The following is a 13620-nucleotide window of genomic DNA, read 5'->3' as shown; positions in this document are numbered from 1 at the left end:
ATGAATATTTTAATTTTAGGGGCAGGGCAGCTAGCACGAATGATGAGCTTAGCCGGTGCACCGCTTAATTTAAATGTGGTTGCTTATGATGTAGGCAGCAAAAAGATTGTACATCCGCTTACAAACGAAGTGTACCCAACAACGCTCGAACAGGCGATAGAAAACGCTGATGCTATTACGGCCGAGTTTGAACATATTCCAGATGATGTACTTACACAGTGTTGTAATAGCAATAAGTTTTATCCGGGCAAACAAGCCATTAAAACCGGTGGCGACCGTGCGCTTGAAAAAGCGCTCCTAGATAAAACCGCTGTTGCATGCGCGCCATATCAATTAATTACAGAAAAAGCGCATCTTGAACTCGCGGTTCAAACACTTGGTAAGCCATTAGTCATTAAAACATGCCAAGCGGGTTACGATGGTAAAGGCCAATGGCGTTTAAAATCAGACGATCAAATTGAGCAAATTTGGGCTGAAATGGCTGATTTTATTGCATCAGGCACTGAGCACGCTCCGCACACCATAATTGCAGAAAAAATGATCCCGTTTGATCGTGAAGTCTCTATTATTGGTGCGCGCGATAAACACGGCCATGTTGCTATTTATCCATTAACTGAAAACGAGCACACCGAGGGTGTGTTAACGCTTTCGGTTGCAGGTAAAAACAATAATAGCCAACTAGAGCAACAAGCAATCACGGCATTTACCCGAATTGCGAATGAGCTTAATTATGTGGGTGTACTCGCCATTGAGTTTTTTGATGTGCAAGGTACATTACTGGTTAATGAAATTGCGCCGCGAGTTCATAACTCAGGCCATTGGACGCAACAAGGTGCTCATTGCTCGCAATTTGAAAACCATATGCGCGCTGTTGCCGGCCTACCTTTAGGTAGTACGCAACTTAAGCAACCGACTGCTATGATAAATGTATTAGGCCAAGCACAAATCCCTACTGATGTGTTAAAAACTGCGGATGCAACCAGCCATTGGTACGGTAAAAGTGTAAAACCTGGTCGCAAAATGGGCCACATTAATGTATCTGCTGATAATTTACAGCAATTAGGTGAACGCCTTGGTGAACTCGCAATGTGTTTACCAGAGCAAGATTACCCCGGTGTATTAGCTACCAGCAAATCGCTATTATAAGTTAAAAAACAAAGCGATAAATTGAACTTAACTTCAATATATCGCTTTACCTTCTAAAGGTTCTTTTCAATGATCCATCCAAAGTTTCGTACTATTGTGTTTGCCTTTTTTATGGCACTTTTCATGTCAGGTTTTATGTCGTTAGTTATTTCTCTATTTAATGTTGGTATGGTCGATAACATCGTATCTATCTGGCTTAAAGCGTGGTTATTTGCCTTTTGTATTGCCTTTCCAACGGTTATATTTGTTGCCCCCGTTGTCCATAAACTGACTAATAAACTCATTCGCGCTTAACGTTATGATTATCGCTAAATTACATAAACCTGTATTTATAATATTACTGGCTTTGTGCATCACTTCATTTATTGGCGCTGGTAGTGCCTTGGTTATGGGGGCGTTATTTGCGATTACCTTGGGTAACCCGTTTGCTGAGTTATCACAAAAGGCCAGCAAATGGATGCTAAAGTTGGCGGTTGTGGGGCTGGGGTTTGCTGTTGATTTTAATCAGGTAATTGAGGTTGGTCGCAGCTCTTTAGTGTTAACAATTGTCAGTATTACTGCCATAATTGGGCTTGGCGAAATTTTAACTCAAGTGTTTAAACTTAATCGTAACACAGGCGTGTTAATTTCCTTTGGAACCGCTATTTGTGGTGGTAGCGCTATTGCGGCCATGGCACCGGTTATAAAAGCCAAAGATCATGAAGTTGCTGTGGCGCTGGGTATCGTATTTTTACTCAATGGTGTAGGGTTATTATTGTTCCCTGCAATTGGGCACTATTTTGAATTGACCCAAGAGCAGTTTGGATTATGGGCTGCACTTGCAATTCATGATACCAGCAGCGTGGTAGGTGCATCGGCTACTTATGGTGCAGTGGCACTGAGCATAGCAACAACAGTGAAGCTTACTCGTGCTATGTGGATTATTCCATACACTACGCTTGCGGGTGTGTTTATGCGCTCAGATGAAAAGGCAAGTATTCCATTATTTATTGTAGGCTTTTTATTAGCCGCATTAATTAATACCTATGTGCCGTCGCTTTCATCTTATTGGGAGCTGATAAACATTGCAGCGAAGCAAATACTAGTGATGACATTGTTTTTAATTGGCAGTGGTTTGTCGTTATCGGTACTAAAGCAAGCGGGAATTAAACCGTTTTTAATGGCTGTGATTCTTTGGATCGTGGTTAGCAGTGTTATTTTATTATTAATTATAGATGGATTCATATAATGAGACATGATCTCGGTATTAAAATTATTGGTGGCTTTTTATTGTCACTGGTTTCAGCAAGCTATGTTCACGCAGAGTCATTACGGGTCGCAACGTTTAATGTCAGTATGGATGCAACCAATTACACCGCTAAAAATGAAAAAGTAAAAAGCGATGCCTTAGTTAACGCGCTGCGCTCTGACCACCAGCAAATTAAAAATATTGCTGAAATAATTCAACGCGTTCGTCCAGATGTGGTGCTTTTAAATGAATTTGACTACGTCCCTAAATCACAAGGGATAGAATACTTTAAAACCCATTACTTAAATGTAGGGCAAAATGATCAAGCGGCTATCGATTATCCTTATGTTTACATTGCACCAGTTAACACAGGCTTAGCCACAGAGTTTGATTTAGACAACGATGGCAAAAAAAATGGTGTGATGGGTGATGCGCAAGGTTTTGGATTTTTTGAAGGCCACTACGCAATGGCGTTTTTGTCTCGTTACCCCATTGATTTTGACAACATCAGAACCCTGCAAACGTTTAAGCACAAAGATTTACCGAATGTGAAAATGCCGGTAGATCCAAAAACCAATACAAATTGGTACAACGAAGAAGAATGGAATGCTTTACGTTTAAGCTCTAAATCGTTTTGGGATATACCGGTAAAAGTAAATGATAAAGTAGTTCACATGTTAGCCTCGCATCCTACGCCGCCTGTGTTTGATGGTGATGAAGACAGAAACGGCATTCGTAATCATGATGAAATTAGATTAATTGCTGATTACGTTAATAACGAAAGTTACCTGTATGACGATAACGGTAAAAAGGGCGGCCTTGCAGCAAAATCACGCTTTGTGATTTTAGGTGACCTAAATGCCGCCCCTGAGGGCGATAAAAAGCGCACAAATACAACAGATCAGTTACTTAAAAGCCCGATGATTAATGCCGGTTTTATTCCAACCAGTGAGGGCGCTAAAGAGCAATACCCACAAGCTTATGCTAAAAATTATACTGCTAATTGGCAGGCACGCGTTGATTACGTTCTGCCTTCAAATTATGGACTAACCATTAAAGATGGTGGCGTATTTTGGCCGAAAAAACAAAGCGAATTGTACCGTTTAATCAAAGATAGAAACGCATCAAGTGACCACCGTATGGTATGGCTTGATTTAACGGTTGAATAAACGGGTTACTCACCCCGATATCAGCGTTGTTTATCTTAAATAATTGCAATTATAAAGGTGCTTCTGCTTAAATACGGTTAATTATAATAACCGTCAAGAAGCACTATGATATTTAAATTTTCATCTTCTAAAACACTTGTTGCAATGGCTGTTGCGTCAAGTGTTATGTTAGCGGGCTGTACAGCAACCGCCACAACTTCTAATGACTCAGCTATTCAAACAAATACCAAGGTTGCAAGTGTTGTTAACACACCTGCAGACATGGGTGTCTCAAAAATTACGCTTGAACAAGCGATGGCTCACCCTGATTGGATTGGACGCCAACCGCAAAGTGCATTTTGGAGTGCTGACTCAAGTACCGTTATTTACGCGCGTAAACAACAAGGTAGTGAGCTAAGAGATTTATTCACTCAAGCTGTAAACGCTAAAACAGCAGAGCAAGTGGCTTTAAATCAGCTTCACAGCGTAGGCTCAAGTAAAGCTGTTTTTTCTAACGATAAATCACTTCAAGCTTATGTGTTTGAAGGCAACATATTTATTAAAAACGTACAGTCAGGCGTAATTAAGCAAATTACGCAAAGCTCAGCCACCGAGTCAAAACCACAATTTTTAAACGATGGTAATTTAGCGTATCGCCAAGGTAATATCTTTTTTAAAGTAGATTTAATCACAGGTTTAACCCGTGAAATTGCTAATTTAAAACTGGCTGACAAACCACAAGGCGTAAAAGAGCCAACAACTTATATTGCCAAAGAACAACATAAGCTGATTGATTACATTGCACTGCAGCATAAAAACAAACAAGACAAGTATGCGCGAAATGAGCAAGTTAAAACCCAAAATAGCTCAATTGCCAACACGCATTACTATTTAGGCGATGGCAACACGGTTGATGAAGCCCAGCTTTCTCCAAATGGCGACGCGTTAATTGTGGTTGTTCAAGAAAAAAGTTCATGGCGTGGTGAAGGCGACATTATGCCTAACTACATCACTGATGATGCGACTATAGAGCCTAAAAAAGTTCGCCGTCGTGTGGCTGACGCTAAAGAGCAAACTTCTGAAATTGTTTATATTAACCTTACAGATCAAAGCCAAACTACTTTAGGGTTTAATACCTTGCCTGGTTTTGATGAAGATGTACTCGCTGAGGTTAAAAAAGAAAACTATGCCCGCGAAGGCAAAACGTATAAGTCTAAGAAACAACCGCGTGGCATTAATGTAATTTCAGACTGGGGATGGGATCAATCGCCTATCAGCTGGAACGATGATGGCAGCCAAGTGGCGATTATGCTTGAAGCGTGGGATAACAAAGATCGTTGGTTGGCCACCGTTGATTTTGAAAATAACAAACTCGTATCTCAACACCGTTTACATGACGATGCGTGGATTGCGTATGCGTTTAACGACTTTGGTTGGTTAAATGATTCAACCACGCTGTATTATTTATCGGAAGAGTCGGGGTACAGTCAGCTTTATAAAAAACCTTTAAATGGCAAGGCCATGGCTTTAACACAAGGTCAGTTTGAAGTGTCTGACTTAACGCTTACTGATGACAATAGTGCTATTTATTATAAAGCGAATATTGAGCATCCGGGTCTTTACGAAATATACCGCGTTAATCCACAAACAGGTGTTAGTGAGCAAGTAACCGACTTAAACGGTATGACGGATTACACCTTAAGCCCTGATCAATCTAAGTTATTACTTAGACATTCTAAAATCACTATGCCGACTGAACTTTATGTGGCAGAGGCTAAAGCAAACACAACCGCGACTCGTTTAACCAATACGGTATCTGATGCGTTTTTAGCTAAAAAACTCACAGCGCCTAAAATTGTTGCTGTGCCATCAAGTCATACAGATCAGCCCATATACGCCAAAGTCTATTACCCCGCTGATTACCAAGAGGGTGAAACAGGCAAAACCCGCAAAGCAGTTATTTTTAACCACGGTGCAGGGTACTTGCAAAATTCACACATGGGGTGGTCTGGCTACTTCCGTGAATTTATGTTCCATTCATTACTAGCAGATGAAGGTTATGTAGTAATGGATATGGATTACCGCGCATCTAAAGGCTATGGTCGTGATTGGCGAACGGCTATTTATCGCCAAATGGGAACACCTGAAACACAAGATCTAGCCGATGGCGTAAAATGGATGGCGGATAATGCCAATGTTAATACCCAAGCGGTAGGGACTTACGGTGGCTCTTATGGTGGGTTTATGACCTTCATGGCGTTATTTACCGCACCAGACTTGTTTCAATCAGGCGCAGCGCTTCGTCCAGTGACTGATTGGGCTCATTACAACACAGGTTATACGGCTAACATTTTGAATCACCCTGATGTTGACCCGATTGCCTATGAGCGTAGTTCACCTATTTATTATGCAGAAGGGCTTAAAAAGCATTTATTAATAAATGCGCCTATGGTTGATGATAATGTGTTCTTTCAAGATTCAGTACGTTTAGTACAGCGTTTAATAGAACTTGAAAAAGAAAACTTTGAAACAGCAATCTTCCCAGTAGAACCGCATGGTTTTGTTCAGCCTTCGAGCTGGTTAGATGAATACCGTCGAATTTATAAACTGTTTAAAGAAACGCTTTAATCGACTAAACTAAAAACGCCACTTATGTGGCGTTTTTTTAACTGTGTTTATTATCGTTTTTGATGTGTTTTACAACCAGCGGCACAGCTAATAAAACCCCACCAATTGCGCCAATTAAATGCGCATCAACGGCCACCGTTGATTGAATAAGTTGACCAATTTCTGCGCTTGGACCATTAACTTGCTCAAGAATAAGTTTTATCCATACGCCAATAAACAAGATATAACCTGATTTTAGCCCAACAGTGACATCTTTTATCGCCCCCCACACGATCACGCCATGCAATAGCGCACTCAGCCCTGTATAAATAATGATTGTTGGACAAAACCAATAAACCCCCAAGCCACACCAAAGCGCAAGGAGTGCAATATTAAAGCTGTATTGCTTAGATGTAGTGTATTCACCATGCAATAACCAAATAAGCGAGATACCAGCACAATTTAAACCTAAGTGTATCCAGTTGGCATGTACAAATTGGCTGGTAAATAAACGCCATAGTTGGCCTTGTTCAATTAATGGGCGATTAAACTCAAGCTCATTGTTCATACCAAGCCATGCTAAGAGCGTACTTAATACAATTAAACACAAGGGGGGTAAAACATAACGCGGCTGAAGGGGTAAATTAAGCATTTAATGATCATTTTTTTATATTTATTTTTGCATATTGTGCCTGTTTAACTTTAAGATGCAAATTATCTTCCATGCAATTTAAGTTTAATCAGTAATTATGAATTTTAAGCTCAACTCTTTATTTGCTCTCTCTTTAAGTGCACTGTCTTTACCTTTATTTGCACAGCAAGCAAGCCAAATTGAAACCCGTGAACCAGAAGCCGCCACAGGGGTAGTACAAAAGCAGTTAGTACCTGGCGATAAATACATGGTTGCAGCTGCAAACCCTTATGCCTCACAAGCGGGTAAGGCCATTTTAGCCCAAGGCGGAAGCGCCGTTGATGCGGCTATTGCCACCCAATTAGTGCTTACATTAGTTGAGCCGCAATCATCAGGCATTGGTGGTGGTACGTTTATGATGTATTACAACAAAGCTAACAATAAACTCACCAGTTTTGATGGTCGCGAAACAGCCCCCAGTAATGCCGATGAAAACCTGTTTTTAAATGAACATGGCAAAGCTGTTAAATGGATTGAAGCAGTTGTAGGTGGTCGCTCTGTAGGTGTACCAGGCATTTTACATGCGTTTGCCAGTGCCCATAAACAATATGGTAACTTGCCATGGGCAACGTTATTTAAGCCAGCTATTGCGCTTGCTGAACAAGGGTTTGAAGTATCTCCACGATTACATGGTTTACTCGTTAGGCAGTTAAACCCTGGTGTTATGAGTATGCCGGTCATAAATGAGTATTTTTTTCCCAATGGTGAAGTGATCAAAGTAGGCAGTATTAAAAAAAATCAGCCGCTTGCTAATTTATACAAAGACATTGCCTCACAAGGGATTGACGCTTTTTATAAAGGTGATAATGCAAAAGCCATGGTAAGTGCAGTGCAGAAATCAAAAATTGCACCGGGTAAATTATCTGAGCAAGATCTTGCTGACTACACCAGCAAAGAGCGCGCCCCTGTATGTATTAAATACCGCGTTTACAAAGTGTGCTCAATGGCACCACCTAGTAGTGGCGGTGTTGCAGTGCTACAAATTTTAGGCTTGCTTGAACACAAAGACATGGCCAATATTAAAGCTAATAGCGCAGAGGCTATTCATTACTTTAGCCAAGCATCGCGCATTGCGTTTGCCGATCGAAATAAATACATTGGCGATCCTGATTTTACCCAAGTCCCTACCGAGGAGTTATTAAACAAAGACTATATCGCCACCCGCGCAAAATTGATCACTGAAAAAGATCAAAAAGCATTTCCTGGTGATCCAGTTGATTACTTAAGCTACGCAAATGATGACTCTTTTGAACTTCCGTCTACGTCACATGTCTCGATTGTTGATAGCAAAGGCAATGCTGTTTCGATGACCAGCTCTATAGAAATGGCGTTTGGTTCGACGGTCATGGTTAATGGCTTCATTTTAAACAATCAGCTGACTGATTTTTCACTCTCGCCGCGTAAAAATGGCAAGTTAGTAGCTAACAGAGTAGAAGCCCATAAACGTCCGCGCAGCTCAATGTCACCCGTGATGGTATTTAATCAAGATGGGAGCTTACGTTTAGTGGTCGGCTCTCCTGGTGGTAGTCGTATTATTGATTATGTTGCACAAGTTGTTATTGGCGTTTTAGATTGGGATTTGAATGCGCAACAAGCCATTAATTTACCGCGAACCACTAATCGCAACGACTACACCAGCATTGAAAAAGGCACTGCACTTGAAGCGGTGGTACCAAAGCTTAAAAAGCGCGGCCATGATGTGCGCGTGATTGACTTAAACTCTGGGCTGCATGCGGTAGAAGTTAAAAACAACCGTTTGTATGGCGCCGCCGATCCTCGCAGGGAAGGGATGGCATTATCGGATTTAAGTAATAATAAAGCCTCATTTAAATTCTAAAACATGTATAATCAACAGCAGGTTTGCAGCTAATGTATTACCTGCTGTTATTTATGTAACAGCTTAATAGTTAATGATTATTTGATTGAAAATAGTATGTTAACTAACGTAAAAAAATTAGCAAATCTAAAAATAACTGACACTGTTGTAATCATTATACACAGCAAACGCTGGTCTAATGCCCGTTTAATTTTTATAAACTCACAACAGCCAGCTAACATATTCACCAAATATGAGTGGCTTTATACTAAAGTAGCGCTTGTATTTGTAAATTTTCAATGGTCTGACAAGCTTAAATGTCATTGCAATTTAGCCTTTAACAATGATAATGGCAGATCATTACTTAAGATTCAGTAAAGCTTGGAAATATGACTACAAATACCGATCCAAATTATCTTTATATTCCTTATTCTGGCCCAGGCCTAATTGAAACCCCGCTATTGAATAAAGGAAGTGCTTTTAGCCAAAAAGAACGTGAAAACTTTAATCTTGCTGGTTTACTTCCTCCTCGTTACGAAACAATAGAAGAGCAAGTTGAGCGTTGTTACCAGCAGTACTCAAGTTTTAACGACAACTTAAATAAGCACATTTATTTACGCGCCATTCAAGATAACAACGAAACGCTTTATTACCGCTTAGTGCGCGATCATATCGAAGAAATGATGCCTATTATCTACACCCCAACGGTGGGTGATGCGTGTGAAAAGTTTTCTGATATTTATCGCAGTGCCCGTGGTTTATTTATTTCCTATGAAGATCGCTTTCACATTGACGATATTTTACGTAATGCCACAAAAGGCAAAGTAAAAGTGATTGTTGTTACCGACGGTGAGCGTATTTTAGGCCTTGGCGACCAAGGTATTGGCGGTATGGGCATTCCAATTGGTAAACTTTCTTTGTATACCGCGTGTGGCGGTATTAGCCCAGCCTATACGTTACCGGTTATGCTCGATGTGGGAACCAATAACGAAAAATTATTAAACGACCCAATGTACATGGGTGCCCGCCATAAACGTATTGCACAAGATGAATACGATGAGTTTTTAGATTTATTCATTAAAGCAGTTAAACGTCGCTGGCCAAATGTGTTACTGCAGTTTGAAGATTTTGCTCAGCCTAATGCAATGCCATTATTAAAGCGTTACCGCAACGAAATTTGTAGCTTTAATGATGATATTCAAGGCACTGCATCGGTCACTGTGGGTTCTTTATTAGCAGCATGTCGTGTTAAAGGTGCTAAATTATCAACTCAAAAAGTTGTTTTTGTAGGCGCAGGCTCTGCAGGCTGTGGTATTGCTGAACAAATTGTTAGCACTATGGTTGCTGAGGGTATTAGTGAAGCACAGGCACGTAGCCAAGTCTTTATGGTTGACCGTTTTGGCTTATTAACAGATGGTATGCAAGGCTTACGTGACTTTCAACAAATGCTTGCACAACCAACTAGCTGCTTAGCTGATTGGACCTACAGCGGTGAATACGCGTCGTTATTAGATGTAATGCATTGTGCTGAACCAGATATTTTAATTGGTGTATCAGGCCAACCTGGCTTATTTACCGAACAAGTCATTCGCGCTATGCATGCTAAATGTGAATCGCCAATTATTTTCCCGTTAAGTAATCCATCTAAACAAGTTGAAGCGTATCCAGAAGATGTAATTAAATGGACCGATGGCAAAGCAATTGTTGCAACTGGCAGCCCATTCGACCCAGTTGTTTATAACGGTGTGACTTACCCAATTCCACAATGTAATAATAGTTACATATTCCCAGGTATTGGCTTAGGTGTTATTGCCGCTAAAGCGACGCGTATTACCGATGCGATGCTAATAATGTCGAGCGAAATGTTGGCTGAGTCGTCACCTTTAGCTAATACAGGTAAAGGCAGCTTACTACCGGCACTGACTGAAATTGAAACGCTTAGTAAACGTATTGCGTTTGCAGTGGCTAAAAAAGCAATTGAGGAGGGCGTAGCCCTTGAAATTTCAGACGATGCGCTGTGGGCAGCCATCGACAAAAACTACTGGTTACCAAAATACCGTAACTACAAGCGTTGCAGCATTTAATTACAGTAGAGATTAAAAAAAACAGGCTTTTGCCTGTTTTTTTATGCTTGTTCATCTTTAATTAACCGCATAAGGTGTTAACTGAGGCAATCAAATTTAAAAGGATAGACTTATGAAAACGCTTTCGATTTTAACCGCCGCATTACTCAGTACATCAGCTTATGCAAGCAACGCCCCAGAAGAGCCGCATATTTATGTTAAAGGTGAAGCTTCACTAACGACGATGCCGGATCATGTTTTATTAACGGTGGGCATTACTGAAATAGATAAAGACTTAATTGCCGCAAAAAAACAAACCGATACCACTATGGCCAACGCAATTAGTTTAGTAAAAAAAATAGGCGTTGCTGATGCCGATATTAATGCTGGTCAAATCTCAATCTATCGCGATAATCAATATAACCGTGAAACGGGTAAACAAGAGTTTACTGGCTTTAAAGTATCAAGAACGCTCACTATTAAACTCTCTGCAATTAATAAATACCCTGAATTATTACAGAGCTTAGTTAATAATGGCATTAATGAAATTAGACAAACGCAATTTTTAGCTAGCAACTACGATGAGCTGCATAAAAAAGCACAAAAAATGGCAATTAAACAAGCCAAAGTCGCGGCAAAAGAGCTAAGTGACGACTTTGATGTAGAGTTAAAAGGCTTATATAGCGCGTCTTTAACCCCGCTTGATATGCCATCTACACCGTACATGCGCAGTGAAAAAGTAATGATGGCAGACAGTGCACCTGGTAATTATGTCCCAGATGCCTATCATGCGGGTGAAATTACTATTAGTGCGTCAAGCTATGCAATTTATTATATAGATTAGGGTTTGATGATCTTTCAATACCAAATAGGCGCTGCCGAGGGCGATAACTCTTTGCCCCTCGGCAGAATAAATAGCTCTACAAAGCTTACTCGCTAATAGGTCGGTGCTGCTCAAAACGTGCCACCAACTGCTTACCTTGTAACTCACTAATTCGCACTATTGCTTGTAGCATATTTCTAATTTCTCGCCGGTCATACTCATTACAAATGTGCTGATTAATATCATCAACAATGGCACCTAAATAATTAAACACACTGTTTCGAGCTTCAACATCCTCGTTGGCAATAAACAAAATATTTTTAAATGCTTCAATAACATTGGTCATTACATAGGCATCTGCTTTGGCATAATTACGCAAAGGAGTGAAGTTATCGTGCAGTAATTCATCAAAACTGGTTTCATGAAAATAGAGCAAAGGGGCTTCTTCTGGTTGATAACACGCGTAGTTAATCGCATTAATCTTTAGGCGAGCAATCAATAAAATACTCAGCATATCAATAGCTTTAACCGCTGTGCCCGGATCGTTAATCCCAGGGCTCATTGCTTTTACAGCAATTTCAGAAATTTGGGTTAATCCATAACGGTAATGATCGCTAATGTATTCTTCTATATAAAAAATAAAGCAGTCTAAGATTTTCTCTATTAACTCTTCGTTTTCACAAATGTCTTTATTACACTTTAAGAACGGGTAGCCTTTAACGGTAAAGTAACCTTGCTTAACGGTAATAAAAAGTTCTATTTTTTCTTCAGCCAAAATAGCACACAGCTTATTTGTGTGAACCCCTTTGTAGTAACCCTCAGTAGTACTTTTTATTGAATGCCAATTTGAAAATTCAGGAAAGTTATCAACGGGGTTATCGCCTTGTTTGTTGATGATGTCTTGGATCTCTTGTTTGGTTTGTCTAAATAAACCATTTAATACGTTATCAACCTGAATTGCTTTTGAAATAGAGTGAATAAAGAAAACGAATAAGCCCAAAGAAATCAAACCAAAAATTAATGCAAAGAGCACCCCTAATGAGGGTATTGCCGTATTTCCGTTATCTAACTTATTAATATTAATGAGCATTATAATAGAATAAATAATACTGCCTAAATAAAACCCTAATACCATTTGATGCGATTTACGGGTAATAAGCCCAGGAACGACTCTGGGTGACAAGCTAGCGCTGGCCGCATTTAAAACCACCATCACCATAGAAAAACTAAATACGGTTAACGAAATAATACTACCAGCTAAGGTGCTTAATATGGTTCGTGCGTTTTCTGCACTGTCTACTAATACAAATGAGATTAATGATTTAAATTGCTCAATAGGGGCTAAGTACTCAACAGACATAGTGAGTACAGCAAAAATTAAAAACGCAACAGACAGGAGTGAGGGATAAAAGCCAATACTGTTTATTATTTCACGATAGTGATTGGTGATTTTTGTTCTTAAATACATATTATCCTTACTTATTACTATTCCAATGTATAAATTACTCTAGCATAGTTCATGATAAAACTACTGATTTACCGCTTAACTTATGTGTTATTATTGCTGAAAAATTAAATGGACTATACTGTGATCATATCGAGCTATGCGGCCTTATTGGCCCTTTATTATATTTATTTGAGTGTTAATGTTATAAAAATACGTAAAGCCGAAGGGATTTCGTTAGGTAATGGCAGTAATACCGCGCTTGAACGTGCAACCCGAGCGCATGGTAATTTTATTGAGTACGTGCCCATTAGCTTAATTTTAGTTTTTTTATTGGAGTATCAAGGGTTAGCTAGTCATTATGTGCATGCACTATGCGGTTTATTATTTATCAGCCGTGTTGTTCATGGTTCTGCCATTATTAACAATAATTTAAAGGCACGTGGATTGAGCATGATGTTCACCTTTGCTATTGTGATAGTAAGCGCGGTGTTATTACTTTTAAGTAGATAAACGACTATGCGGTTAGCTATTGTTTTTACATGTGTTTATTTTTTCAGTTCGCTGACATCATTTGCATGGGCAATAGAAAATAATAGCAAAAACACCGTTTCTAGTTTGCATGTTGTATACCCCAAAACAATGCGCAGTGGT

11 protein-coding genes are annotated in these 13620 nt (G+C 39.8%); 9 read left to right on the top strand and 2 right to left on the bottom strand.

Annotated features, from left to right (window positions below; genetic code table 11):
• The 5 genes from QL986_RS00755 (at window position 1) to QL986_RS00735 (ending at window position 6150) form a co-directional block, all read left to right on the top strand.
• Window positions 1–1146, top strand: coding sequence for a 5-(carboxyamino)imidazole ribonucleotide synthase (locus QL986_RS00755; RefSeq protein ID WP_290190986.1), 1146 nt, complete (start codon window positions 1–3; stop codon window positions 1144–1146).
• Between the two features lie 69 nt (window positions 1147–1215).
• Complete coding sequence (locus QL986_RS00750) at window positions 1216–1440, top strand: DUF2798 domain-containing protein (RefSeq protein ID WP_013464944.1); 225 nt, start codon at window positions 1216–1218, stop codon at window positions 1438–1440.
• A 4-nt stretch (window positions 1441–1444) separates the two neighbouring features.
• A complete protein-coding gene (locus QL986_RS00745; protein ID WP_064664140.1) occupies window positions 1445–2374 on the top strand; it encodes a putative sulfate exporter family transporter in 930 nt (309 codons plus the stop codon).
• A complete protein-coding gene (locus QL986_RS00740; RefSeq protein ID WP_033103442.1) occupies window positions 2374–3543 on the top strand; it encodes an endonuclease/exonuclease/phosphatase family protein in 1170 nt (389 codons plus the stop codon). Before QL986_RS00745 ends, QL986_RS00740 begins: the two co-directional genes overlap by 1 nt.
• Before the next feature lie 105 nt (window positions 3544–3648).
• A complete protein-coding gene (locus QL986_RS00735; protein WP_290190985.1) occupies window positions 3649–6150 on the top strand; it encodes a prolyl oligopeptidase family serine peptidase in 2502 nt (833 codons plus the stop codon).
• A 37-nt stretch (window positions 6151–6187) separates the two neighbouring features.
• On the opposite strand, the gene rrtA is transcribed toward QL986_RS00735, so the two are convergent.
• Window positions 6188–6781 carry a rhombosortase gene (gene rrtA / locus QL986_RS00730; RefSeq protein ID WP_290190984.1) on the bottom strand — a complete coding sequence of 198 codons (594 nt, stop codon included), beginning with the start codon at window positions 6779–6781 and terminating at the stop codon, window positions 6188–6190.
• A 97-nt stretch (window positions 6782–6878) separates the two neighbouring features.
• Between rrtA and ggt the strand changes: the two genes are divergently transcribed.
• From ggt to QL986_RS00715, 3 genes are all read left to right on the top strand, one after another.
• Window positions 6879–8657, top strand: coding sequence for a gamma-glutamyltransferase (gene ggt / locus QL986_RS00725; RefSeq protein ID WP_064664136.1), 1779 nt, complete (start codon window positions 6879–6881; stop codon window positions 8655–8657).
• A gap of 368 nt (window positions 8658–9025) precedes the next feature.
• Window positions 9026–10720 (top strand): NAD-dependent malic enzyme, encoded by a 1695-nt coding sequence (locus QL986_RS00720; RefSeq protein WP_028835240.1) that lies wholly within the window; start codon window positions 9026–9028, stop codon window positions 10718–10720.
• A 112-nt stretch (window positions 10721–10832) separates the two neighbouring features.
• Complete coding sequence (locus QL986_RS00715; protein ID WP_290190983.1) at window positions 10833–11543, top strand: SIMPL domain-containing protein; 711 nt, start codon at window positions 10833–10835, stop codon at window positions 11541–11543.
• A gap of 85 nt (window positions 11544–11628) precedes the next feature.
• On the opposite strand, the gene QL986_RS00710 is transcribed toward QL986_RS00715, so the two are convergent.
• On the bottom strand, window positions 11629–12990 hold the full coding sequence (locus QL986_RS00710; RefSeq protein WP_028835242.1) for a DUF2254 domain-containing protein: 1362 nt from the start codon (window positions 12988–12990) through the stop codon (window positions 11629–11631).
• Between the two features lie 120 nt (window positions 12991–13110).
• Between QL986_RS00710 and QL986_RS00705 the strand changes: the two genes are divergently transcribed.
• Entirely contained in the window at window positions 13111–13479 is a 369-nt protein-coding gene (locus QL986_RS00705) for an MAPEG family protein (protein WP_290190982.1), read from the top strand.
• The last annotated feature ends 141 nt before the right edge of the window (window positions 13480–13620 follow it).

The sequence above is a fragment of the Pseudoalteromonas sp. APC 3250 genome, from assembly GCF_030407915.1.
Classification (GTDB): domain Bacteria; phylum Pseudomonadota; class Gammaproteobacteria; order Enterobacterales; family Alteromonadaceae; genus Pseudoalteromonas; species Pseudoalteromonas tetraodonis.
This window is presented reverse-complemented; position numbering and strand designations above follow the sequence as displayed.

Bases quoted from the DNA above. Each gene is read 5' to 3' on its own strand.
- QL986_RS00720 (WP_028835240.1), top strand. From the start codon at position 9,026: ATGACTACAAATACCGATCCAAATTATCTTTATATTCCTTATTCTGGC.
- QL986_RS00755 (WP_290190986.1), top strand. From the start codon at position 1: ATGAATATTTTAATTTTAGGGGCAGGGCAGCTAGCACGAATGATGAGC.
- QL986_RS00710 (WP_028835242.1), bottom strand. From the start codon at position 12,990: ATGTATTTAAGAACAAAAATCACCAATCACTATCGTGAAATAATAAAC.
- ggt (WP_064664136.1), top strand. From the start codon at position 6,879: ATGAATTTTAAGCTCAACTCTTTATTTGCTCTCTCTTTAAGTGCACTG.
- QL986_RS00735 (WP_290190985.1), top strand. From the start codon at position 3,649: ATGATATTTAAATTTTCATCTTCTAAAACACTTGTTGCAATGGCTGTT.
- QL986_RS00740 (WP_033103442.1), top strand. From the start codon at position 2,374: ATGAGACATGATCTCGGTATTAAAATTATTGGTGGCTTTTTATTGTCA.
- rrtA (WP_290190984.1), bottom strand. From the start codon at position 6,781: ATGCTTAATTTACCCCTTCAGCCGCGTTATGTTTTACCCCCCTTGTGT.
- QL986_RS00750 (WP_013464944.1), top strand. From the start codon at position 1,216: ATGATCCATCCAAAGTTTCGTACTATTGTGTTTGCCTTTTTTATGGCA.
- QL986_RS00715 (WP_290190983.1), top strand. From the start codon at position 10,833: ATGAAAACGCTTTCGATTTTAACCGCCGCATTACTCAGTACATCAGCT.
- QL986_RS00745 (WP_064664140.1), top strand. From the start codon at position 1,445: ATGATTATCGCTAAATTACATAAACCTGTATTTATAATATTACTGGCT.